Raw genomic sequence first — 23,240 nt, forward strand, 5'->3', positions numbered from 1 at the left:
AACGTTATGTTTAAGCCGCAAACAACAAACAAGAAAGAAAAGACCTTATGGATATCCTGTGCAGCTCCCTTATGACCCCGGTTGGTACCCTTTCCCTTTTTGAAGACGAAGGAAAAATTGTGGTCGTTGAATGGGGACAAGCCCCTGCCGGTGTGGAAACACCTTTGTTGAAAGAAGCAAAGGCACAATTATCAGCCTATTTCAGTGCAAAACTGACAAAATTTGACCTTCCCCTCGATCCAATGGGAACAGAACATCAGAAAAAAGTCTGGGACCAGATGCAGCAAATCCCGTTTGGTGAAACCTGGACGTATGGTGATATTGCTAAAAACATTCATTCTGCAGCCCAAGCTGTCGGGGGTGCATGCGGAAAAAATCCTATTCCCATCATTATCCCCTGTCATCGTGTGCTTGGGGCTGGTGGAAAAATGACAGGATATTCCGGCGGTGATGGGATTGAGACCAAAGAACAACTCTTGCGCATGGAAAAAGCCGTCTTAAGTACATTAAAATAAATAAGAAAAATGCTTGGAACAAAAACATACAGGAAGGATCCTTAAATGACCCACGCCGTTCGTATCCATCAAGCTGGTGGCCCGGAAGTGCTGTCTTATGACGACATCACCGTCACTGCCCCCACCGCCAATCAAGTACAAATTCGTTTCAAGGCCATTGGTCTAAACTTCATTGATTGTTATCACCGCAGTGGTCTTTATCCAGTCCCCACCCTGCCCCACGCCATCGGGATGGAAGGCGCAGGGATTATTGAAGCCGTAAGCAGTGATGTTGATCAATTTGAAATCGGTCAACGGGTCTGTATTGGGGCCGCTCTTGGCTGTTACACCGAGCTTGGAAATTTCGACCAAAATGTCGTCATTCCCCTGCCCGATGAAATTGATTTCGATACGGCCGCTGCCATGATGTTAAAAGGCATGACCGCCCATTATTTATTGCGCCGGATTTATAAAGTCGGCCCACAAGATACCATTCTTTTTCATGCAGCAGCCGGCGGGGTTGGCACCATTGCCACCCAATGGGCAAAATCATTAGGGACAACGGTCATTGGTACGGTTGGCTCCCCTGAAAAAGCAGAACTGGTCAAGGCACAGGGTTGTGATCACCCCATTCTATATCGGGAAGAAAACTTTACTGATCGGGTACGTGAACTGACAAATGGCGAAGGCGTTCCCGTTGTTTATGATTCCATCGGCAAAGCCACCTTTGAAGGTTCCCTTGATTGTCTACGCCCCCTTGGAATGATGGTGACTTACGGCAATGCCACAGGTCCTGTTCCTGATTTTTCCCCAGCCTTGCTGGCACAAAAAGGTTCCCTTTTCATCACCCGCCCCACTTTAATGAGCTACGTTGCCAAACGTGATGATTTGTTATGGGCCGCCAATGACCTGTTTGATGTCGTAAAATCTGGCGCGGTTAAAATCCATATCAATCAAAAATATGACCTAAAAGACGCCGCGCAGGCTCATCGGGATTTAGAAGATCGCAAGACCACAGGATCAACCATTCTCATTCCATAAAAATATAAAAGGCCCCTGCAATCAAACAGGGGCCTTTTCTTTAGAAACTACCGTTTTTAAAATCTTCAAAGGCTTGATAGATCTCTTCACGGCTGTTCATTACAAACGGGCCATATCGGACAATCGGTTCACAAATCGGATCTGCCGCGAGCAAGATAAAACGGGTTTCCTGCGTACAGGACCGAACGCTCACTTCATCGCCATCTTCCAAAATAACCAGACGGTCGGTTTCGATATCTTCCCCATCCAAATGCATTTTTCCTTCATAAATATAAAGAAATGCTGTTTGTCCTTCTGGTACAGGAAGGCTTAATTCCTGATTTGGTTTTAAGACAACATCGATAAATAACGGTTTTGTCGCAATATCAGAAATCGGACCGACAAGATCAAAAAGTTCCCCGGCAATAACTTTAACCTCAGCCCGGTCTTCGATGTGGGCCGTTGGGATCGCATCGGGTTGAATGTCTTGATAACGCGGGGGGATCATTTTTTTATCAGCCGGTAGATTGACCCAGATTTGAAACCCTTTCATCAAGCCTTCGCTTTGTTCCGGCATTTCAGAATGAACCAGACCGCGCCCTGCCGTCATCCATTGTGCCCCACCGGTTTCCAGCAATCCTTCATTGCCAGCACTATCACGATGACGCATTTTACCGTTCAACATATAGGTGACGGTTTCAAATCCACGGTGGGGGTGATCAGGAAAACCAGCGATATAATCTGTGCTTTTTTCCGATCCAAAAACATCCAGCAAAAGGAAGGGATCCAAATGATCCAATGTCGATGTTCCAATTGCCCGTTTTATTTTCACACCGGCCCCATCGGATGTAGAGACCGGAGAGATAATTTGATCAATGGTTCTTTGCATGACAGTTTCCTAATTTCCATCTTACCATTCCATGAAAATAGGATATGATAATTTAACCTTTTCGATTAGAGACTGAATCGGAAACTGATTGTTTCACGTGAAACGCCGAAAACAGGATTGATCCTTATGCGCACACTTCTTCTTCTTTCCACCGCTTTTTTCTTAACGGCAACATCTGCCCATGCTTTGGATTTTAAAGACACCTTTCAAAAAACAGTGATTGATAATCTGACCAATTCTGTCACAGGTAATTCCAGTCCTGTTTCTTCCCTCAGTGAAAATCAAATCATCCAAGGATTACAGGAAGCCCTGAAAGTTGGTACCCAAAGGGTAGTTTCGCAAATTGGCGCAAAAGACGGATATAATATGGACCCTGCTATTCATATTCCCCTGCCCGCACAATTACAGCAAGTTCAAAAACTTCTTGGTAAAGTCGGTCTGTCTTCACTGGCAGATGATGTAGAGCTTAAAATCAACCGCGCCGCTGAACAGGCCGCACCAAAAGCCAAAGAAATTGTCTGGGATGCCATTTCAAATATGAAGCTGGAAGATGCTCGCGCCATTTATCAAGGGCCACAAGATGCCGCTACCCAGTATTTTAAAAAAGTATCATCGGATAAATTGCGGGCCATGATTGAACCAGTGGCAAAAAACAGTTTAAAAGACGTTGGTGCCCTGCAAGCTTATGATACCCTGATCGGCGAATATAAATCCATGCCGTTTGTCCCTGATGTCAAAGCTGATCTTGTTAATCACACAACTACCCTTGCGATGGATGGCATCTTTCATTACCTCGCACAGGAAGAAGCCGCCATTCGTAATGATCCGGCAAAACGTACAACCGAGATTTTAAAAACCGTCTTTGGCCAATGATCCCTATTTTCTTTCAAAAATACTTTCGCTTTCTCTCAATCTCCAAACTGGATTTTGTCAGCGTTTTAATCGTGCTGGGTGGCATCACATTTTTTGTGATTGCCATCTGCGGCCCCGCTCTTTACTGGGTGGAAATGGGCGACCCGAACGCCAATATCAAAAGCTGGTCGGATGCAGTTTGGCTCTGTTTTATGATCGTCACCACCATCGGTTTTGGCGATCATTATCCCGTCACCTTGATCGGTCGCTTAATTGCTGTTCCCTTGGCTGCAATGGGTATTGGTTTATTCGGTACATTTGCCGGATATTTCGGGTCCATCATTTTGGACAAAGTGGTGCGGGCCGCAACAACCGATATGTTGCATCAACAAAATCGACGTATTGAAATACTCAGTAAACAGAATAAAGAGCTCAATGAATCTATCCGTGAAATTGCGGCAGAAAATAAAGAACTCAACAGTATGATCGTTGCCTTGTCTAAAAATAACGAAGTGCTTAATCGTAAAATTGATAAAGACACAGACGATATCTTAGCAGCCTTGCGGGAAATGAAGGCAGGGTCTTAAAAATCAGCCGGTGCTTTACCCGTTTTTCCCGCTCCCGGTTTCCAATCTATTGAACGTTCGATTTTGCCATCTGGTGTGAAGGCGGCCAAACAATTTTTAATCGCAGAAACTTTGTCCTTATGAGGGTATATTTTCGTGCGGATATGATCCCATAAAAACCGATTAAACAATCCGCCATAAACTTTGCGATGGAAACGTTCAGCCCGTGAAATGGCCCGTTTATAGGCATAATCAATATGATCAGGCGTTAATAATGGTGGATTTTCCAAAATGGTAAAATACATCGCCAAGACCGATTCATAGCGTGAACGCCCTTTTTGCGCCGATAAACGATCAGGCGCAGCATGGGGCAGCAAGCCCACATCCCCATGAACACGTGCGCCCTTGGCATAGGCAAAAAGACGGAAAAACAACATTTGATCGGGCGAAACCAGACGCGGATCACAACCGCCAATTTGCTGATAAAAACTTTTCTTAAACAACATACAGGTAGAGTTTGCCGGATTATTACGGATGAAAAATTTCAATCCGTCTTCCATAACTTCCATATGCGGATAAGGGGCATCGCGGGTTAAGGGGTCTTCTTCACCTTGCCATTCAAAATAGGCCGACTGTCCCCAGGCATGGGGAACATCAAATTTTTCACAGGCTTCAATTAACCATTGGCTGGATTGCGGCGTTAACAGATCATCCCCGTCACACAGCTTAATCCATTCGTGACTGGCGGCTTCAACACCTGCGTTCGTTCCCCAGGATGCCCCTAGATTTTCCTGTTCAATAATGATCGTTTTTGCATCCAGATCACGGGTGCAATCACGAATAACCTGAACAGAACGATCACTGGATCCATCATCAATAAAAATATATTCACGATCCTCAATCCCAATTTGAGCTTCAAGGGAACGGATCACTTCCGGTAAATATTCTTCTTTATTAAAAACGGTAATTACATAGGAAACGGCAGTCATATTGCATGTACTTGTCTAATGAAAAACAAAGGAAAAAAAGAGGCCCCTGCTTTCGCGAGGGGCACCTTTTCTTGATTAACGAGAATTCATCGAATCGAAGAAATCATCATTGTTTTTGGAATAACGCAGCTTATCCAGCAGGAATTCCATACCGTCTGCTGTGCCCATCGGGTCCAGAATACGACGCAGAACCCACATTTTGGACAGGGTGTCTTTTTCCACCAACAAGTCTTCCTTACGGGTACCGGATTTCGTGATATCGATTGCCGGGAAGGTCCGTTTGTCGGCAAGTTTGCGATCCATCACAATCTCGGAGTTACCCGTGCCTTTAAATTCTTCAAAGATCACTTCATCCATACGCGAACCTGTATCGATCAGGGCCGTGGAAATAATAGTTAAAGAACCACCTTCTTCGATATTCCGTGCCGCCCCGAAGAAACGTTTTGGACGTTGCAGGGCATTTGCATCCACACCACCTGTCAAAACCTTACCTGATGAAGGAACACAGGTGTTATAAGCGCGCGCCAGTCGTGTAATGGAGTCCAGCAGGATGACCACATCCTTTTTATGTTCCACCAGACGTTTAGCTTTGGAAATCACCATTTCAGCAACTTGAACGTGACGGGTTGCCGGTTCATCAAATGTGGAGGAAATAACCTCCCCTTTCACAGAACGGTCCATATCGGTCACTTCTTCCGGGCGTTCATCAATCAAGAGAACGATCAGATAACATTCCGGATGATTTTTCGCGATGGAATGGGCGATATTTTGCAACATCACGGTCTTACCAGTACGCGGCGGAGCCACCAAAAGGGCGCGCTGTCCCTTCCCGATCGGGGAAACCAGATCAATAACACGCGGGGTGTAATCTTTCTTTTCCGGATCATCAATTTCCATTTTCAAACGCTCATCCGGATAAAGCGGTGTGAGGTTGTCAAAATGGACGCGGTGACGGGCTTTGGCGGCTTCTTCAAAGTTGATATTTTCAACTTTTAACAGGGCAAAATAACGTTCGCCATCTTTGGGCGCCCGGATTTGACCTTCAACCGTATCGCCTGTGCGCAACGAAAATTTACGAACCTGATTGGGGCTGACATAAATATCGTCCGGTCCCGGCAAATAATTGGCTTCCGGTGAACGCAAAAAGCCGAAGCCGTCTTGCAACACTTCCAAAACGCCACCACCATAAATCGTGATATCGTTTTCAGCCAGAGTTTTCAAAATGGCAAACATCAATTCCTGTTTGCGCATATTGCCAGCATTTTCAATTTCCAACTCTTCAGCATAAGCCAAAAGGTCAGCAGGGGATTTTTCTTTAAGTTCCTGAAGATTCATAAGTGATCTACATAAATAGTGAAATGGGAAAAATGATAAGTCTGTTGTATGTCGTCGTTTAAGGCTACGCGATTACTAACTTATTGAAATATAATGATTTTCTATTTTCTGAAGATTAAATCGAAAAAAGAATACTTTCGAAAACAGAAAATTCAAAGGAAGGAAGGACAGCCAAAATTTTAATCCGGTTGCTTTTATTGCTCTACCTCAAAATCAACATAAAAGTCAAGTCATCAAAATTTCTTTCACATCTGCTGTTGCCTTTGCAGCTGACATTCAGTTTACTGGAAAGAGAATAGTATGAAACAGTTAGCAAATATAAAGAGCGTGGAATCATGGTCAAAAAAATCTGCCTAATCACTGGATTATTTTTCATATTTTCCCTTTTTCTGTCTCAAAATGTTGACGCAGGGGCTGGATTCAACCGATTAAAAGCCGCGGGGCAAGGTGTGAAATCAAGAGACAGTGGTGATGAAGGCAGTTCTGATGGTAAAAATGATAAAGGCTCTTCGGGTGGTTCGGGAAGTAATAATGGTTCTATGAATAGTGATCCGGCCAATCACGGCGATATTGTATTCCTCGGCGTTTTTGAAACTTATATCCCCTCAAAACGTTTAAATGCTCGTATGACGGTTTATGCAGAACCACGTAAATTTCTTCTTGGACATCGTGCCTGTTTAAAAACCAGTCGAATTCGCGATCAAATCAACCATTATTTCTTTGAAAACCCGCCAAAAATTGATCGACGCGGTAATGCAGAGACTGAAGGAATGGACACGGACGTGCGCGAAGCCATTAAAAAAGCCCTGAAGACAAAATTGGAATATTTCACCAGCATTTATGTCTTTTCTGGACGCTATAGCGCAATATCTCTGCCACAAGATTTAAAAGAATTACACGTAACCGATTGTGCAGGGGTAATTGCTGCGAAAAAGGAAATGGATAAAGCAGATAAATAACAGCTTAAAACGGTTTTACGATCACCACAATAACCAGAACAATCATCAAGATTGTCGGCACTTCGTTGATCATACGATAAAATTTTTCAGTCTTCTGGTTCTTATCGGCGAGAAAATCCAACCGATATTTTGCCAGCATAAAATGAAAAATGATCATAAGCCCGACACACAAAAGTTTGACGTGAAGCCAACCCTGTGTCCATGCCTGAATTTCAAACAGCAGTAATGTCCCGAAAATGGCTGAAGACACCATTGCCGGATACATAATGGCGCGCAAAAGGCGACGTTCCATTATTTTTAATGTTTCCGACAGTTCAGAACCGATTTCCGCATTTGTGTGATAGACATAAAGGCGCGGCAGATAAAACAAACCTGCCATCCAAGCCATCACAGAAATCACATGAAGGGCCTTGAACCACAAATAACTGTCTTCAAACATTCTATTTATCCCTTACAGATGCAACGACCATGTTTTTGCGGACAAAGACGTACACCGCCTTCAGGTTTCACATCGTCTTTATTTGAAATATGGGAAATGACCAGGTCACGCAATCCATCGATGAAAAATGGATGTGTTCCCACCGCAGGTGTTCGAAAATAAGCAGGAACGCCTTGTTTTTGGGCTAATTCCTTATATTCGATATCCAATTCAACCAAAGTTTCTGAATGTTCGGAAACAAAGGCGATAGGAACGATAATCAAGGGAACTTTTTCACGACCGGCACGGCTGATTTCATCTTCCGTGTCCGGTCCGATCCATTCTAAAGGACCAACACGGCTTTGATAGCTTACCCACCAGTCCAGATTGGGCATATTCAGTTTTTCAACCACAGCCAAAGCGCTTTGTTCAACCTGCCACTGGTAAGGGTCCCCGCGATCGACAATTTTTTTCGGCAAACCATGAGCTGAAAAAAGTACACGCGGTTTTCCAATATGGGAAGCTTCTTCAATTTGTTGAAGTAATAGATCAGTTATAGCGCTTGCAAATCCATTATTAGTTGGATAACAGCAAATAGAAGTTGTCTTGACCTTAATTTTTGCTTTTTTAGCCGCCTGTGCCCAATCTTTTAGCGAAGATTCAGACGTTGTTGTCGAAAACTGCGGGTAAAGCGGCAATAAAACAATATGATCGGGGTTAAATTCTTTTACTTTTTTGGCGCAATCATCACTCATAGGATGCCAATAGCGCATGGAAATAAAAGATTGAACCTCGACACTTTCGCCCATTTCTTTTGAAATTGATGCCGTTAAAGCATCGGCCTGATTTTGTGTCAGTTTCAAAAGCGGGGATTTCCCACCAAGATGAGAATAAATTTCTTCGGCAACCGGGGCGCGTTTCGATGAAATATAACGCGCCAACATCCATCGGATCGGCTGCGGTGCGCCAATAATTGCCTTATCGTTAAATAAATTGAAAAGAAAAGGTTCAATCGCTTCCGGGCAGTCAGGACCACCCAGATTAAATAAAACAATAGCAAGCTTCATATTTTCCCCTCTTCTTTTCTTTTATTTAGGAAGGATCACTTTTTATAATTTTGAACCATCTCAACCACACGCGCGACATTTTCCGGCGGTGTTTGGGGCACAATGCCATGACCAAGGTTGAAGATAAAGGGACCGTCGCTCAAAGTATCAAGGATTTTTTGAACCTGAACTTCCATTTGTTCACCCCCGGCAACCACACAAAGATTGTCTAAATTCCCTTGAACGCAGCATAACGGTTGCAGTTCTTTGGCGGCCCAATCCAATGGAACGGTTTGATCGATGCTGACGCCGTCGACGCCTGTTTCCAGAACAAACTTTTTGTAAAGCGGTCCGGCCCCACGTGGGAAACCAAGAACGGGAATATCTGGATAAGCTTCTTTGATGCGGCGGGTAATTTCTTTGTTTGGGGCAATAACCCAACGATCAAATTGATCTTCGGGAAGAACACCGGCCCAACTGTCAAAAATCTGGACAGCTTCTGCCCCGGCTTCAATCTGTTTAATCAAATATCCGGCTGTGGCCTCAACCAGCATATCAATCAAAGACTGGAAAAAATCAGGATCCTGATAAGCAATAAGGCGGATCGTTTCATAATTTTTTGATCCTTCGCCTTCCACCATATAGGTCGCATTTGTCCAAGGCGCGCCTGCAAAACCAATAAGCGCGGTACTGGAAGGAATACTCTTACTTAACCTGGAGACAGTTTCATAAACGGGGGCGAGATGATCATGAATCCCATCTAAGCTCAATTTTGAAAGCCCGTCCATATCGCGAATAGCTTCCAGTTTTGGACCTTCACCTTTTACAAATTCAACCTTCTGTCCCAAAGCATCGGGAATAGTTAAGATATCTGCAAAAAGAATGGCAGCATCAAACCCGTAACGACGCAAGGGCTGTAAGGTGACTTCTTCTGCTAAATCCGGGGAATAGCAAAAATGCAGGAAGTTTTTGGATTTGGCACGGGTTTCCAGATATTCAGGAAGATAGCGTCCGGCTTGACGCATTAACCAAATCGGCGGACGTTCTGTTTTTTCGCCTTTGAGTGCGCGTAAGAATAATTTGTCTGTCGATGCCATAATACGGTCTTCCCTTCGATCCCTAAAGTTTGATGAGTTATTCACAGTTCAATAACAATAGTAAAGGTTATTTTCTTTAGTTTGTTGTTGATGTTGGTCCTGTGGATAACGGGGATCAAATTTAATCCACAAGCTGTCCCCATATGAAGGACGTTTCTGGCTAAAATATGGCTGGATTGGAGTCGGCCTTGTGGATTTTAGAATTTTACCTTCGGAGTCGCCTCAAAATCTTGGCGGAGTCGCCCGATCTGTGTTTAATTCTGTGGATAACGGGGATAAGTTTTCAAAAAAAGACCTTTGTCCACACAAGGCGGCAGAGTACAAAAGAATTATGCATAGCCTGATAAGCGGGTTGAGAATTTTTGCAAATAGCGGGATGGAATTGGCCCTTGTGATCAACTTGACCAGTTATCCCCAGGTTTGGCGGACTTATGAACAACTATCACATCCATCTTGTCTCCGACTCCACCGGGGAAACCATCGAAACACTGGCGCGTGCCTGTATTGCCCAGTTTGAGGGTATTACCGTCTGCGAAAACGTCTGGACCCTGGTGCGTACAAGCGGTCAGGTGGCCAAAATTCTCAATGGTGTCAAAAACCATCCGGGTGTGGTTATTTTTACAATGGTGGATCGAAACCTGCGTGCCCAATTGGAAAAAGGCTGTGAAAGTTTAGGCGTTCCCTGCATTGCCGTTCTTGATCCGATCATGGAAGCTTTGAAAGACACATTCAGTGCCGAAGCCAGCTTTAAGCCCGGTCTTCAACATGAAATGGATCAAAATTATTTTAAACGGATTGAGGCTATGCATTTTGCCTTGGCCCATGATGATGGGCAATCCAGCCATGAAATCCACAATGCCGATATTATTTTGCTGGGTGTGTCACGGACATCAAAAACACCGACCTGTGTTTATTTAGCCAATAAAGGATTAAAGACTGCAAATATTCCAATTGTGCCACAATGTCCGTTGCCAACTGATCTAAGCGATCCAAAATTTGCCGGATGTTTAATCGTTGGGCTGACGAAAGATCCGCGCCGTCTTATTCAGGTTCGTAAAAACCGTTTAAATCTGCTCAATGAAACCGCCCATACCGATTATGTGGATCTGGATACAGTGGTGGATGAGGTCCAATTTGCCCGTAAGTTATGTAATAAACACAGCTGGCCGATGATTGATGTGACCCGTAAATCCATTGAAGAAACGGCAACCGCTATTTTAAACCTGAAAATGAAACGCGATCAGGCTTATGAGGATAGCAATTGGGATGGTGAATAAGATTATTTTGGCCTCAGCCTCTAAATCCCGGGCTGACTTATTACAAGGTGCAGGCTTGGATATAGAATGCTGTCCCGCTGATTTGGACGAAAACCTTATTAAAAGCGAAGGATTAAGTGTTCGCGAAACCGCATTAAAACTGTCGTTTGCCAAGGCGGTAGCTGTTTCTAAAAAATATCCCGGATCTTATATTATCGGGGCCGATCAAATGATGGCATGTGAAGGTCAAAGATATGACAAACCGGTTGATCAACAAGAAGCCAAAAAACAATTGATGGATTTACGTGGAAAAATTCATCATTTGATCAGCGCGGTCTCAATCGTCAAAAACGGGGAACTGATCTGGTCTTATGCGCAGAATGCAGAATTGGAAATGCGCGATTTTAGCGATATGTTTTTAAACAGCTATTTGGACGATGTTGGCGCGGATGTTTTGACAACGGTTGGCGGTTATCGTCTGGAAAGCAAAGGTGTTCAGTTGTTTAGTCGCATTGAAGGTGATTATTTTACGATTTTGGGATTGCCGCTTTTGGCGCTTCTGGAATTTTTACGATCTCGTGATATTTTGGCGCGTTAATCAATATAAGAGGAGATGGATGAAATGATTTTATCAGGGAAAGCCAAAATTGCCGGTGTGATCGGCTGGCCTGTCGGACATTCCAAATCTCCACGTCTACATGGATATTGGCTGGAAAAATATCAGGTTGATGGAACCTATATTCCCTTACCTGTGGAACCGGACCATTTTGCCAAGGCAATACATGGCATGCAGGCAATGGGTTTTAAAGGGGCAAATGTAACCGTTCCCCATAAAGAAACCGCCCTGAAAATTGCCGATGAGGTCAGCGCGCGGGCCAAAAAAATCGGGGCCGCCAATACCTTGGTTTTTAAAGAAGATGGAACGATCTTTGCAGATAACACAGATGGTTACGGGTTTTATCAAAATCTAATTTGTGGGGCACCTGATTGGCAGGCTGATGCTGGCCCAGCTGTTGTGTTAGGGGCTGGCGGGGCCGCACGCGCCGTTTTGATTGCCTTGGCAGAAGCCGGTGTTCCTGAAATCCGTTTGACCAATCGCACCAAAGAACGCGCTGATAATCTGGCTGCTGAACTGGAGGCACCCATCACGGTTGTCGATTGGCATGAACGCGAACAAGCCTTATGTGGGGCCAATCTTTTAACCAATACAACAACCTTGGGGATGAGTGGGCAAGCATTGTTGGAAATTGATCTGTTTGATTTACCTAAAACAGCCTTGGTCAACGATATTGTCTATGCTCCGTTAATGACGAATTTGTTGGAAAAAGCCCATGTTCATGGCTGTTCGGTTGTCGATGGTTTGGGCATGTTGCTTCATCAAGCCCGCCCTGGTTTTGAAGCCTGGTTTGGTGTAGACCCGGTTGTGGATGAAGCTTTACGCCAGTTTGTTCTGGAAAACTAAGAATGTTGGTTCTTGGTTTGACCGGTTCAATTGGTATGGGAAAATCGGCAACTGCGTCGATCTTTCGCCAATATGGCGTCCCTGTTTATGATGCCGATGCAACGGTTCACAAATTGATGGGTGCACATGGACGGGCAACCCCTTTGATTGAAAGGGTTTTTGGGGATTGTCTGGAGGCAAGCGGCGCGGTGGATCGTCAAAAGCTGGGAGCGCAGGTTTTTGGCGACAATGAGGCCTTAAAAAAGTTGGAAGCCATTTTACATCCGATGGTTCGTGAAGAAGAAAGAAAATTTTTAAGATTGGCCCGATTGCAAAGACGCAAGCTTGTCGTACTGGATATTCCCTTGTTATTTGAAGCGGGCGGAGGCCGTCGTTGTGATGCTATTGCAGTGGTTTCAGCTTCAAAAACGTTACAAAAAAAACGGGTGATGGCCCGTGCGGGCATGAGTGATGAAAAATATAGGGCAATTGTAAAAAAACAAATGCCGGATGCCTTAAAACGGCGCAAGGCAGATTATATTATTTTTACCGGATCGGGCTTTCGTGTCGCCCGTAATCAGGTTAAAAAGATAATCCACGAACTTCAGGATTGATCATGCGCGAAATCGTTCTCGATACGGAAACCACAGGTTTTGAATACAAACAAGGACATCGTCTTGTTGAAATCGGTTGTGTGGAATTGATTAATCATATGCCGACCGGGCGTACTTATCATCAATATATCAACCCGGAACGCGATATGCCGGAAGGTGCTTTTCGGGTTCATGGTCTGTCTGAAGAATTTTTGCGTGACTTTCCTTTATTTAAGGAAGTTGCACAGGAATTTTTGGATTTTATCGGGGATGCAACCTTGATTATCCATAACGCAGGCTTTGACGTGCCCTTCCTGAATTGGGAATTAAAAGGCCATCAATTTCCCGAAATGGGCAATAATGTCGTTGATACCCTAGTCATTGCCCGCAAAAAATTTCCGGGATCACCGGCCAACCTGGATGCATTGTGTCGCAGGTTCAGTGTTGATAACTCTAACCGGGAAAAACACGGCGCTTTGCTGGATAGTGAGTTATTGGCAGAAGTTTATCTGGAATTAATCGGCGGACGCCAACCCGGTTTGGAATTGGCAAAAGAAGCGGGTTATGGCGATGATATACTTAAAAAAGAACGAATATTTAGAGAGCCACGGGCCCATCACGCAAGCGAAGAAGAACTTGCTGCCCATACTGCTTTTTTGGAAAAAATAAAAAATCCCATTTGGTTGGCGGGAGAGGAAAATAAATGAAACGTTTTATCCCATTCTTTTTTTTGGCATTGATTTTTGCCGGGTTTGCGGCACAGGCAGATTTTGAAAAAGGCGTTGCTGGAAAAGTTCATCTTGTAAATGGTTCGGCTCTGGCCGTTCAAAATGCACAAGTTCGTGTTTTGAAAGAAGGCGATCAGGTGATGATTGGTGATATTTTATCAACCGGGCCAGACTCGCGTCTGGAAATTGCAATGGCGGATGAGGGTCGTTTTAAATTGGGGGCTCAAACGTCTTTTGTTGTCAATGATTACACATTTGGAACAGAAAATGACAATGTGGTTGTGGAATTGTTGAAAGGTGCAATGGATGGCGTTTCCGGTTCCATTGCCAAAGCCAATCCCGATGGTATGAAAGTTTTAACCCAGCATGCCACAATCGGTATTCGCGGGACCAAATTTTTTGTTGGGGAAATGGAGGGTAAGTTACAGATTGCCCATTGGTCCGGCGGTGGTGTTCATGTGAAAAACCATGCTGGCGAAGTTTTCTTAAAAGGTGAAAATACCGGTACGACTTTAGAACATGATCATGTTGCCCCCACACCGGCCCAAGACTGGGGCGATGAAAAACGGGAAAAAGCAAAAAGTCTGGTTCATTAAAGAACAGGATAAAAAAACGGCTTCTGAATAAACCAGAAGCCGTTTTTTTTAATTTATATCTATGTAATCCGCTTAGGCTTGACCGGCTTCTGCTTGATTTTGAAGCGCTTCCATACGGGCACGGTACATGGATGCAAAATCGACCGGGTTCAACATCATCGGCGGGAATGAACCGTCGCGTGTTGTGCTGGCAACGATGTTGCGGGCAAACGGGAACAGCATGCGCGGGCATTCGATCAACAACATCGGTTCAAGATGTTCTGCCGGAACGTTCAGTTCAAAAATGCCGCCATAAGCCAGTTCACAAATAAAGGCGACATCTTCGCCCACTTTGCAATCGGCACGAATTTTCAATGTCACTTCAAACTGCGTTTCGGACAATTTGGCTGCATCCACATCGACATTTACAGAAACGTCGGGCTGGTTTTGCATCATTTTGCCAAAAATGCCCGGTGCGTTGGGAACTTCAAAAGACAAATCTTTGATATATTGACCGTGAATGAGAAACGGTGCAGCTTCTTGTTCGCCAGCTTCGGTTGCTTGTTCGTTTTGGTCGGCCATTGCCCTACTCTCCTGATAAGAAAAAATGTTGGGCAAGGTCGTAGCATAAAAGTTGTGCCAAACTCAACTTAATCCTTTTTGTCAGACCAAGGACTGTCGGGATTGGGATCAACTTCTTCAAAATCCGCATCAATAACCGTTGAATTTTCAGATTTATGAGGAGGGGAATTGCCCTCAGGATGGCGAGGGTCCATATCGCCCCCCACAATATGAATATTGCGAGAGTTTTTAATAATGCTGCCCGCCTTTGACCGTAAAAAAGCGCGAAATGGCGGTAAAAATAACAAAAAACCGATGGTATCGGTGACAAATCCGGGGGTGAGCAACAAAGCGCCAGCGATCAGCAGGCAAGCCCCGTCAAAAAGCTCGCTTGTGGGCATGCGTCCTTCGTTCATGGATTGTTGGGCTCTCATCAAGGTGGATAGACCTTGTTGGCGCAACAATGCTGTTCCTGCAATTGCCGTTAAAATAACAATTGAGATGGTTGGCCATAAACCGATCCAGTCACCGACTTGAATAAAAACGGAAATTTCGATGATCGGAACGATGATAAAGACGAGTAGAACGATAAAACCCATAAAACCTTACTTTCGTGAAACCTTGCCCTTTTGGCGATTTAAGATTATCTAGTTTTACAACAGCTTAAGCGCAAGCTACACTACTTGCAAAAGATAACAGGTTTGAAACATCATTATGGCTAATTTCGATCTCATACTCCTTGCCCTGATTGCGGTCTTTATTTTCCTACGCCTTCGCAGTGTGCTGGGCAGTAAGGATGGAAACGAAGACAATCGCAATCATCGCGATATCTTCAATCCCGATCCTATGGATGAAGATAATGAATCCTCTCGGGACAATGTGATCCATTTGCCGGGTTCCGGTCCGGAAAATCAACAAAATCAACATCCTATCCCCGAAGTGAATGAGATTGAACCGGTTGGTCCTGTTCAACAGGCTTTGGCGGAAATCATTGCGGCGGATCCCAGTTTCGATCAACATGGTTTTGTGGAAGGCGCACGCGGGGCTTTTGAAATGATTTTGACAGCCTTTGCCGGTGATGACCGGGAAACGCTGAAAAATCTGCTGACCCCGGAAGTCTATCAAAATTTCGAATCGGCATTGGATGCCCGCAAGGCAGCCGGTGAAACACTGGAAACCACCTTGATCGGGATTGGCTCATTAGAAATTATTGATGCCGCCCTAGATAATAAAATGGCGGAAGTCACTGTTCGTATTGTCAGTGAACAGGTCAATGTTACCAGTGATGCCGATGGTGAAGTGGTCGATGGCGATAGCAATTATATTGATACCATTACCGATGTCTGGACGTTTGAACGTGATATTTCTTCAAACAGCCCGATTTGGTTCCTGAAAGCGACCCAAGCGGAATAGAAGGGCTTATTTCATGTTCGTGGGGCGGGGGTCATACTTAAAGATATGCAGTCTGTTGGCGCTGGTCTCGGTTATCGGTGCTTGCACGCCGTCACATGATATGGATAAACACGAAGTCATGGCGACACCGGATATGCCGGAACGCCATGATATTCGTTTGATGCCTGTTTCCTATGCTAGCTTGCCGGGCTGGGAAGACGATCAAATTGCAAATTCCATCCCTGCCCTGCGTAAATCCTGCCAGACATTTGGGCGTATGGATGAAAACAAACCGATCGGTCCCAATGGGATTGGCGGTGTTGCCGGGGATTGGAAACCAATTTGTACCGAGGCCTATTCCCTGCCCGATGGTGACAGCCAAAAAGCACGCGAATTTTATCAAATGTTTTTCCAACCTTATTTGGTAAGCGATCTTGCAGAAGACCGCGCTGCCAGTGGGTTGTTTACCGGATATTATGAAGCAGCCCTTCGCGGGGCACTGACCCAAGGCGGGGTCTATCAAACCCCACTTTATAAACGACCCGATGATTTGGTTCTAGTCGGTCTGGGTGAATTTAAACAGAACTGGAAAGGCAAACGCCTTGCCGGACGATTGGAAAACGGACAACTGGTCCCTTATGCGTCACGAAGCGAGATTGATGCAGGGAAACTGCGTGGTAAAAATCTCGAACTGGTTTGGGTGGATGATCCGGTCGATGCTTTTTTCCTGCATATTCAGGGATCAGGCCGGGTGGTTTTTGCTGATGGGTCCACCATGCGTGTTGGCTATGACGGTCACAATGGCCATGACTATACCTCAATCGGGCGTATTTTAATTGATCGCGGCGAAGTGTCCAAAGAAGAGATGTCCATGCAAGCTATCCGCAGCTGGCTGGCGGCTCATCCCGATAAGGGGCAGGAGTTGATGCGTGAAAACAGCTCTTTCATCTTTTTTCGCGAACTTAAAGATGACGGTCCGGTCGGTGCACAAGGCGTTGCACTGACGCCGGGACGCTCGCTTGCCATTGATAAACGGTTCTTACCATTGGGATTACCGCTTTACCTTCATACCTTTACCGATCCGGTGACACCAAACCCAATATCCCGACTGGTTGTGGCACAGGATACAGGTGGGGCGATCAAAGGCGTTGTACGCGGTGATGTCTTTTGGGGATTTGGCGAAGAGGCGGCCATGCGCGCCGGTAAGATGAAAGAAACAGGCAGTTTCTTTGCACTTCTTCCAGCAAACTCGTTAAGCCGTTGTGAAGTCTGTGATGTTGCACAAGACAGCCCAAATTCTTAATTTAACGCTTGTTTTTCAAACCTTTGCTTGATAGATAGCCGTGACCTGTTAACGGAACACGGTGTAAATCCGTGGCGGTCCCGCCGCTGTAATCGGGGATGTTTTTCCAACATTTATAAATCCACTGAACATGATTTGTTTTGGGAAGGAGGAATGGGAGAACAGACGATCCGAAAGCCAGAAGACGAACAGGGAATATCTTTTTATTGACGGGCGAAACCTGATGGCAAAAGGGATCGACAAGCATTTTGCTTGTTCGACGCCCTGGCTTTTGTCACGGGGAGTTGACGATGCCCAGCATTCATTTGAAGAAATGTAGAAATATGGCAGAAATGCTGATCGATAAAAAACAGTGGTTCGTACAGTTTTTTACGATTTCTTTTATCTGTCTGGCCGGATTGTATTTTATAGGAGACCGGACCTATTCCAGTGCTCCGCCCTTACCGGATTATCTTAATGAAGCCGGACAGATTATTTTATCGCAAGATCAGATTAAACGGGGGCAAAAGCTCTTTCATTTACGCGGTTTAATGAATTATGGCTCTTTTTGGGGGGATGGGGCTGAACGTGGCCCGGATTTCAGCGCCGAGGCTTTGCATCTAATGGGGCAAGCCATGCGTCGCTATTATGAACAGGGACAAACCTCACCTTTGCCGGATTTTGAACGCGACGCCATTGCCGCCCGTGTCAAACGTGAAATTCATTTCAACAGATGGAATGAATCATCGAATGTGGTTTTGCTGAATGCGGCCCAAGTCTATGCCATTGACGAAATTTCCGCCTATTATCAGGCCATGTTTCGGGATCCGGCCCATCCCGGATATTTTCGCGCCGGATATATTCGTAACCCGCAGGATATAAAAGACTTATCTGCCTTTTTCTATTGGGGTGCATGGGTTGCGGGCACGGATAGGCCCGGTGAAAAGCATACCTATACCCATAACTGGCCTTATGACCCGGATATCGGAAATGAACCAAGTGCGCCCACCTATTTTTGGAGCATGGTTTCTATCTTTGTTTTATTTCTAGGCATTGGTTTGGTTCTGTATGTGTATGGCCAAATGAAATCAACCCATTATGATCCGTTTCACAGTCATGGCGAACGGTCTTTAAGCACACCTGATCTGGAACATAAAACCATTCGCCCCACGCAACGCGCCACTTATAAATTTTTTATGCTGGCAATGGCTTTGTTTGCCTTACAAGTCTTGTTCGGTATTTTAGCGGCAACTGATTTTGTCCGCCCTTTTGGTCTGTATCTGGGCGAAATTATCCCGTTTAATGTCGCGCGCAGTTACCATACTTTGTTTCAGATCATGTGGTTCTTTATCTGCTGGGCGGGTTATACGATTTTCTTTTTGCCCGCCCTGTCCCAACCGCCCAAGGGACAAGTTGGTTTGATTAATCTGATGTTCTGGATGTGCGCCTTTGTCGGGGTCGGCGGTATGATCGGGATTTATCTGGGGCAAACAGGTCGGATAAACGATACGCTTTCTTATTGGTTTGGCAGTCAGGGCTGGGAATTTATGGAATTGGGCCGGGCGTTTCAAATTCTGTTGTTAATCGCCTTCAGCCTGTGGATCCTGATTATTTATCGCGGGATCAAACCCCATTTAAATCGGCAAAATATCTGGTCGGTTCCTGCCTGGTTGTTATATGGCAGTGCGGTTATGGTTTTATTCTTGTTTTTCAGCCTGTTGGTGCTGCCAGATAGCAATTTTGCCGTGGCCGATTTTTGGCGTTGGATGGTTGTTCATATGTGGGTTGAAGTCACGTTTGAAGTTTTCACAACCGTGATTGTGGCTTACATGATGGTGCAAATGGGATTGATTACCCGTATCATGGCGGAACGGGTGATTTTTCTGGCTGTCATGTTGTTTTTTGCAACAGCAACACTGGGGGTGGCCCATAATTTTTACTGGATCGCCAAACCGACCAGTATTATTGCGCTGGGCAGTGTGTTTTCCACCCTTCAAGTCTTGCCGTTACTGTTATTAACGTTGGATGCGTGGCGTTTGCATCAGGAAAAACAGCGGGCAACCGGGTTGCAGGGACAAGGCAAACAAACCCGCGTGATGACTGAAGTTTGGTATTTTATCCTTGCGGTAAATTTCTGGAATGTTTTTGGCGCTGGTGTGTTTGGTTCCTTGATTAACCTGCCGATCGTCAATTATTTCGAACATGCGACCTATCTGACCGGAAATCATGCACATGCGGCTATGTTTGGTGTAAAAGGCAATATTGCCATTGCCGGGATGCTGTTCTGTTGCCAGCATTTGTTAAGTGAAACCCGCTGGAATGCAAAACTTTTGCGAACGGCGTTCTGGTCGTTAAATATCGGAGTGGCTTTGATGATGTTTCTCGATCTTTTTCCAGTCGGGGTCTATCAGGTCATCACCGTTTTGGAAGAAGGCTTCTGGAAAGCGCGTTCTTCGGAAATTGTGTCCGGTGACGTTTTTCGCAATCTGACGATTTTCCGATCTGTCGGGGGGATTTTGTTTGTTGTGGGCGGTGTAATGCCCTTGGTCTGGTTTGTCCTCAGTCGGAAACGTTCAATTCAATAAACGCATGCTTTCCCCGGCATAGGGGTAACGTTTGGCTTCCAGTGCGTAATAGGCTTTTAACAAGGCGGTATCAATGCCCAGCCTGTTGCGCACCTCGCCTAATGTTTTATCCATAAGGGGACCGTAATCAACTTTGTCCAGGGCGTCACTGCGGCAAAGCATGCCAAGGTGTAACCCATCGCGAAAAATTTCCAGATCGTCTTCCCTGAATTTATAGACATCGGGATAAAGATATTGCGAAATCAGGCGATAGAGCTTTTCTTCCAATGCACCGACCTGCCCGGTTGATCCCATCGTGAAGCCGATCACAAAGGCCTCATCCTTTGGTAACATACCCCGGCCCAGCAAAATATGGATGCAATCATGGTCATCCAGATCAACGGCCCCGTGAAAAAGCTCAAGCCCCGGCAGGCGAAACCGTGGGTTTTCCACCAATTGTATGATCAACGGAATCGCGCCCTGCCCATGAGAATGCAAATGCATATCTGTCAAGGCATCGCCAAGGATAATATCATTTTGTGACAACGGGATATGCCAGCTTTTATAGCTGTGGCCCCATTTGGATAATTTATGTGTCTGTTTGTTCTTTTCCATAATCAATATATGGGAAACAAAAATGATATTTGGAGATTAAAAATCAATTTTTGGTTACAACACCATTAATTTGTATATAATATATATCCAAAAAGATAATAACACAAAGCTGAGATATACCAATGCGTCTTCTATTGATTGAAAATTCAAAGACGATTGTTTCGCTGATTCAAGTTCAATTGGCTGAGATGATTAATGTGCCCGTTGATTGGGCATCGACAAAAGAACAAGCGATCTCATTGATTGAAACCAACGGGATTGAAAATTATTGCTTGGCTGTGAGCGGACTTAAAATACCGGGGGCGGATGACGGCTCTATTGTTGCGACGATAACGGAATATCAAATTCCCACTATTATTTTTTCAAGTAATTATAGCGAGGAATTACGCAATAAGTTTATTCAAATGCCGGGTGTTGTCGATTATGTCCTGAAGGAAAGTCAGGCTTCCTTGCACTATCTTTGTAATACTATTTATCGTTTGATTGTGAATCGCGGGATTAAGGCCTTGGTTGTTGATGATTCACGTACGATGCGTATGTACGTTTGTGAACTTCTGCGCCAGCACCAGTTCAAAGTTTTAGAAGCTTCCAGTGGTGAAGAAGCTTTGAATATTTTGCAGGAAAATAGAGATATAAAATTGGTTGTTACTGATTTTAATATGGAAGGTATGAATGGCTTTGATCTGACAAAAAAAATCCGCGAGACTTACGATAAGGATGAATTGGCCATCATTGGTTTGTCAGGTATGGATACTGCAACTTTATCGGCCCGTTTTATAAAGACAGGCGCGAATGACTTTCTAAGAAAACCATTTGAGCCGGAAGAATTTTTCTGTCGTATTACGCAAAATATGGAACTGATTGAAAAAACTAAAAAGTTATTGGATATGGCGACGAAAGACTTCTTAACGGGTCTTTATAACCGCCGTTTCTTTTTTGAGAAGGGCAGTAAAAAAGTAACCCGTTTGTTGGCTCAAAAAAAGCCCGGCTATGTAGCTATGCTGGATATCGATCATTTTAAAAGCGTGAATGATACGTATGGACACGATGTTGGAGACGAAGTTTTGCGGAAGATCTCGTCTATTTTGTTACAGAAAATCAGACCTTGTGATTTAGTTGCGAGAATGGGCGGGGAAGAATTCTGCATTATTTTTGAAGAGGCAGATAAGGATACAGCTCAAAACTTGCTGGAAAATATGCGTCGGGGAATTGAAGAATGTATCATTCCTTCGTTGCAGGACCGGCGTCATGTCACATCCAGTTTCGGGGCAGTGCCCATTCAAACGGGTGAAAAATTGGATTTAGCCGTTAAACGGGCGGATGAACTTTTATATAGGTCCAAACAAACGGGACGAAATCGTCTGACAATTGAAGAGTTTAATTAACACCTTTTACCATAAGCATTTTAGATTAAATCTTGCTCTTTTGAATCCTTCTTGGGATAGTACGGGTTTAAATCATAAACTCATAAAAAAGAAATGCTGCGGAAGTTAATCTGATGAAACTCGGTCATTCATTCTCCAATTGGAAAAAGGTCTTAACCGCCTTTGGATTTGTTGCTTGTAGTGCCCTGCCCGCTTTTGCGCAGTCTTCGGCAAGTGTTGTGATGTATCACCGTTTTGGGGAAGAGAACTTTCCATCGACAAACATTACAATTGAACAGTTTGAATCACACCTGCAAGAGATCAAAACAGGCGGTTATAATGTTTTGGCCTTAGGGGATCTGGTTGATAAAATCCGCGCGGGCGAGGAATTGCCTGACAAAGCCCTAAGCATTACCATTGATGACGGTTACGCCAGTATTTATGAGAAAGCCTATCCGCGTTTTAAAAAGGCTGGTATTCCTTTTACCATCTTTATTTCAACCGATCCCATTGATCGGGGTTATGCCGGACATTTAACCTGGGATCAAATCCGCGAGATGGATAAAGATCCCTTGGTCAGTATTGGGGCGCATACAGCCAGCCATCTTCATATGGCGGCGGCGTCACAGTCACGCATGGGCGATGAAATGTCACGATCGCTTGAACGTCTTGAAAAAGAATTGGGCTATCGTCCGGATTTATTTGCTTATCCATATGGGGAAGCCAGTTTGACAGCCGTGTCTGTGGTGCGTGGTTTTGGAATGCGCGCGGCCTTTGGACAGCATAGCGGGGCCATTGGCATTGGGGATGATATTTATTATCTTGCCCGCTTTGCCTTAAATGAAAAATATGGGGATTTGAAACGTTTTCAAATGGTGGCACAGGCTAAATCCCTGCATGTTAAAGACATCGGGCCGCGTGATATGATGGTGGGCAGTCGCAATCCGCCGATCATCGGCTTCACCGTTGGTGAAAAAGTCGGGGATCTTGATACCTTGGCCTGTTTTTCTTCCCATGAAGGAAAGGTCCGCTTGGAACGCTTTGATCGCCGCGTAGAAGCGCGTCTTGAAAAAGCGATGCCGGTGGGTCGCACGCGGTTGAATTGTACGCTGCCGGCCGGGGACGGACGCTGGCGCTGGTTTGGACGCCAGTTTTATGTTTCCCCCTGAATTTGAATATAGTGCATTTAGAAAAGTGTTAAAAA

25 protein-coding genes and 1 riboswitch are annotated in these 23,240 nt (G+C 44.9%); of the genes, 16 read left to right on the forward strand and 9 right to left on the reverse strand.

From position 1 onward, the window contains the following. Window positions 1-47: 47 nt before the first annotated feature. Together ACN0VA_RS01970 and ACN0VA_RS01975 are read left to right on the forward strand one after the other, a co-directional pair. The gene (locus tag ACN0VA_RS01970) at window positions 48-515 is read left to right on the forward strand and encodes a methylated-DNA--[protein]-cysteine S-methyltransferase (RefSeq protein WP_417819514.1); all 468 of its coding nucleotides are present in this window, start codon (window positions 48-50) and stop codon (window positions 513-515) included. A 45-nt stretch (window positions 516-560) separates the two neighbouring features. After that, on the forward strand, window positions 561-1,535 hold the full coding sequence (locus tag ACN0VA_RS01975; protein WP_417819515.1) for a quinone oxidoreductase family protein: 975 nt from the start codon (window positions 561-563) through the stop codon (window positions 1,533-1,535). Between the two features lie 40 nt (window positions 1,536-1,575). On the opposite strand, the gene ACN0VA_RS01980 is transcribed toward ACN0VA_RS01975, so the two are convergent. Then, window positions 1,576-2,403, reverse strand: coding sequence for a pirin family protein (locus ACN0VA_RS01980; RefSeq protein WP_417819516.1), 828 nt, complete (start codon window positions 2,401-2,403; stop codon window positions 1,576-1,578). Between the two features lie 126 nt (window positions 2,404-2,529). Between ACN0VA_RS01980 and ACN0VA_RS01985 the strand changes: the two genes are divergently transcribed. Continuing rightward, window positions 2,530-3,276 carry a DUF4197 domain-containing protein gene (locus ACN0VA_RS01985; protein WP_417819517.1) on the forward strand — a complete coding sequence of 249 codons (747 nt, stop codon included), beginning with the start codon at window positions 2,530-2,532 and terminating at the stop codon, window positions 3,274-3,276. After that, on the forward strand, window positions 3,273-3,842 hold the full coding sequence (locus ACN0VA_RS01990) for an ion channel (protein WP_417819518.1): 570 nt from the start codon (window positions 3,273-3,275) through the stop codon (window positions 3,840-3,842). Before ACN0VA_RS01985 ends, ACN0VA_RS01990 begins: the two co-directional genes overlap by 4 nt. Here ACN0VA_RS01990 and ACN0VA_RS01995 read toward each other — a convergent pair. Then, window positions 3,839-4,810 carry a glycosyltransferase family 2 protein gene (locus ACN0VA_RS01995; protein WP_417819519.1) on the reverse strand — a complete coding sequence of 324 codons (972 nt, stop codon included), beginning with the start codon at window positions 4,808-4,810 and terminating at the stop codon, window positions 3,839-3,841. The genes ACN0VA_RS01990 and ACN0VA_RS01995 overlap by 4 nt on opposite strands. Before the next feature lie 75 nt (window positions 4,811-4,885). Next, complete coding sequence (gene rho, locus ACN0VA_RS02000; protein ID WP_417819520.1) at window positions 4,886-6,145, reverse strand: transcription termination factor Rho; 1,260 nt, start codon at window positions 6,143-6,145, stop codon at window positions 4,886-4,888. 335 nt (window positions 6,146-6,480) lie between these two features. Here rho and ACN0VA_RS02005 point away from each other — a divergent pair, with 335 nt between their 5' ends. Next, window positions 6,481-7,104 (forward strand): hypothetical protein, encoded by a 624-nt coding sequence (locus ACN0VA_RS02005; protein WP_417819521.1) that lies wholly within the window; start codon window positions 6,481-6,483, stop codon window positions 7,102-7,104. A 4-nt stretch (window positions 7,105-7,108) separates the two neighbouring features. Here ACN0VA_RS02005 and hemJ read toward each other — a convergent pair whose 3' ends face one another. Genes hemJ through hemE form a run of 3 tightly spaced genes read right to left on the reverse strand, consistent with a single transcriptional unit; the run spans window position 7,109 to window position 9,665 of the window. Then, on the reverse strand, window positions 7,109-7,543 hold the full coding sequence (hemJ, locus tag ACN0VA_RS02010) for a protoporphyrinogen oxidase HemJ (protein ID WP_417819522.1): 435 nt from the start codon (window positions 7,541-7,543) through the stop codon (window positions 7,109-7,111). Between the two features lie 5 nt (window positions 7,544-7,548). Beyond that, a complete protein-coding gene (gene hemH / locus ACN0VA_RS02015) occupies window positions 7,549-8,589 on the reverse strand; it encodes a ferrochelatase (RefSeq protein ID WP_417819523.1) in 1,041 nt (346 codons plus the stop codon). Window positions 8,590-8,624: 35 nt separating this feature from the next. After that, window positions 8,625-9,665, reverse strand: a complete 1,041-nt coding sequence (gene hemE / locus ACN0VA_RS02020) for a uroporphyrinogen decarboxylase (protein ID WP_188662558.1) — start codon at window positions 9,663-9,665, stop codon at window positions 8,625-8,627. Between the two features lie 431 nt (window positions 9,666-10,096). On the opposite strand from hemE, the gene ACN0VA_RS02025 reads away from it, so the two are divergent. The 6 genes from ACN0VA_RS02025 to ACN0VA_RS02050 are packed head-to-tail and all read left to right on the forward strand — an operon-like array spanning window position 10,097 to window position 14,279. Continuing rightward, window positions 10,097-10,942 carry a pyruvate, water dikinase regulatory protein gene (locus ACN0VA_RS02025; protein WP_188662560.1) on the forward strand — a complete coding sequence of 282 codons (846 nt, stop codon included), beginning with the start codon at window positions 10,097-10,099 and terminating at the stop codon, window positions 10,940-10,942. Beyond that, on the forward strand, window positions 10,932-11,519 hold the full coding sequence (locus tag ACN0VA_RS02030; protein WP_417819524.1) for a Maf family protein: 588 nt from the start codon (window positions 10,932-10,934) through the stop codon (window positions 11,517-11,519). Before ACN0VA_RS02025 ends, ACN0VA_RS02030 begins: the two co-directional genes overlap by 11 nt. Before the next feature lie 24 nt (window positions 11,520-11,543). Next, a complete protein-coding gene (locus tag ACN0VA_RS02035) occupies window positions 11,544-12,383 on the forward strand; it encodes a shikimate dehydrogenase (RefSeq protein ID WP_417819525.1) in 840 nt (279 codons plus the stop codon). A 2-nt stretch (window positions 12,384-12,385) separates the two neighbouring features. Then, window positions 12,386-12,976 (forward strand): dephospho-CoA kinase, encoded by a 591-nt coding sequence (gene coaE / locus ACN0VA_RS02040; protein ID WP_417819526.1) that lies wholly within the window; start codon window positions 12,386-12,388, stop codon window positions 12,974-12,976. Between the two features lie 2 nt (window positions 12,977-12,978). After that, entirely contained in the window at window positions 12,979-13,662 is a 684-nt protein-coding gene (dnaQ, locus tag ACN0VA_RS02045; RefSeq protein ID WP_417819527.1) for a DNA polymerase III subunit epsilon, read from the forward strand. After that, window positions 13,659-14,279, forward strand: coding sequence for a FecR family protein (locus tag ACN0VA_RS02050; RefSeq protein WP_417819528.1), 621 nt, complete (start codon window positions 13,659-13,661; stop codon window positions 14,277-14,279). The genes dnaQ and ACN0VA_RS02050 overlap by 4 nt, the downstream gene beginning before the upstream one ends. 72 nt (window positions 14,280-14,351) lie before the next feature. Here ACN0VA_RS02050 and secB read toward each other — a convergent pair whose 3' ends face one another. Both secB and ACN0VA_RS02060 read right to left on the reverse strand, forming a co-directional pair. Continuing rightward, window positions 14,352-14,840 carry a protein-export chaperone SecB gene (gene secB, locus ACN0VA_RS02055; protein WP_417819529.1) on the reverse strand — a complete coding sequence of 163 codons (489 nt, stop codon included), beginning with the start codon at window positions 14,838-14,840 and terminating at the stop codon, window positions 14,352-14,354. Between the two features lie 68 nt (window positions 14,841-14,908). Next, window positions 14,909-15,418 carry an FxsA family protein gene (locus ACN0VA_RS02060; RefSeq protein WP_417819530.1) on the reverse strand — a complete coding sequence of 170 codons (510 nt, stop codon included), beginning with the start codon at window positions 15,416-15,418 and terminating at the stop codon, window positions 14,909-14,911. Between the two features lie 115 nt (window positions 15,419-15,533). Here ACN0VA_RS02060 and ACN0VA_RS02065 point away from each other — a divergent pair, with 115 nt between their 5' ends. From ACN0VA_RS02065 to ACN0VA_RS02075, 3 genes are all read left to right on the forward strand, one after another. Then, complete coding sequence (locus tag ACN0VA_RS02065) at window positions 15,534-16,232, forward strand: Tim44/TimA family putative adaptor protein (RefSeq protein ID WP_417819531.1); 699 nt, start codon at window positions 15,534-15,536, stop codon at window positions 16,230-16,232. Between the two features lie 13 nt (window positions 16,233-16,245). Then, a complete protein-coding gene (locus ACN0VA_RS02070) occupies window positions 16,246-17,514 on the forward strand; it encodes a murein transglycosylase A (protein ID WP_417819532.1) in 1,269 nt (422 codons plus the stop codon). A 10-nt stretch (window positions 17,515-17,524) separates the two neighbouring features. Continuing rightward, window positions 17,525-17,723: riboswitch (cobalamin riboswitch) on the forward strand. A gap of 81 nt (window positions 17,724-17,804) precedes the next feature. Continuing rightward, complete coding sequence (locus ACN0VA_RS02075; protein WP_417819533.1) at window positions 17,805-20,078, forward strand: nitric-oxide reductase large subunit; 2,274 nt, start codon at window positions 17,805-17,807, stop codon at window positions 20,076-20,078. On the opposite strand, the gene ACN0VA_RS02080 is transcribed toward ACN0VA_RS02075, so the two are convergent. Further along, the gene (locus ACN0VA_RS02080; protein ID WP_417819534.1) at window positions 20,067-20,672 is read right to left on the reverse strand and encodes a hypothetical protein; all 606 of its coding nucleotides are present in this window, start codon (window positions 20,670-20,672) and stop codon (window positions 20,067-20,069) included. The genes ACN0VA_RS02075 and ACN0VA_RS02080 overlap by 12 nt on opposite strands. A 122-nt stretch (window positions 20,673-20,794) precedes the next feature. Here ACN0VA_RS02080 and ACN0VA_RS02085 point away from each other — a divergent pair, with 122 nt between their 5' ends. Both ACN0VA_RS02085 and ACN0VA_RS02090 read left to right on the forward strand, forming a co-directional pair. Beyond that, the gene (locus ACN0VA_RS02085) at window positions 20,795-22,057 is read left to right on the forward strand and encodes a diguanylate cyclase (protein WP_417819535.1); all 1,263 of its coding nucleotides are present in this window, start codon (window positions 20,795-20,797) and stop codon (window positions 22,055-22,057) included. A gap of 113 nt (window positions 22,058-22,170) precedes the next feature. Further along, a complete protein-coding gene (locus tag ACN0VA_RS02090; protein ID WP_417819536.1) occupies window positions 22,171-23,205 on the forward strand; it encodes a polysaccharide deacetylase family protein in 1,035 nt (344 codons plus the stop codon). Window positions 23,206-23,240: the final 35 nt, after the last annotated feature.

The sequence above is a fragment of the Terasakiella sp. genome (genome assembly GCF_048267425.1).
In the GTDB taxonomy this organism is placed as follows: Bacteria; Pseudomonadota; Alphaproteobacteria; order Rhodospirillales; family Terasakiellaceae; genus Terasakiella.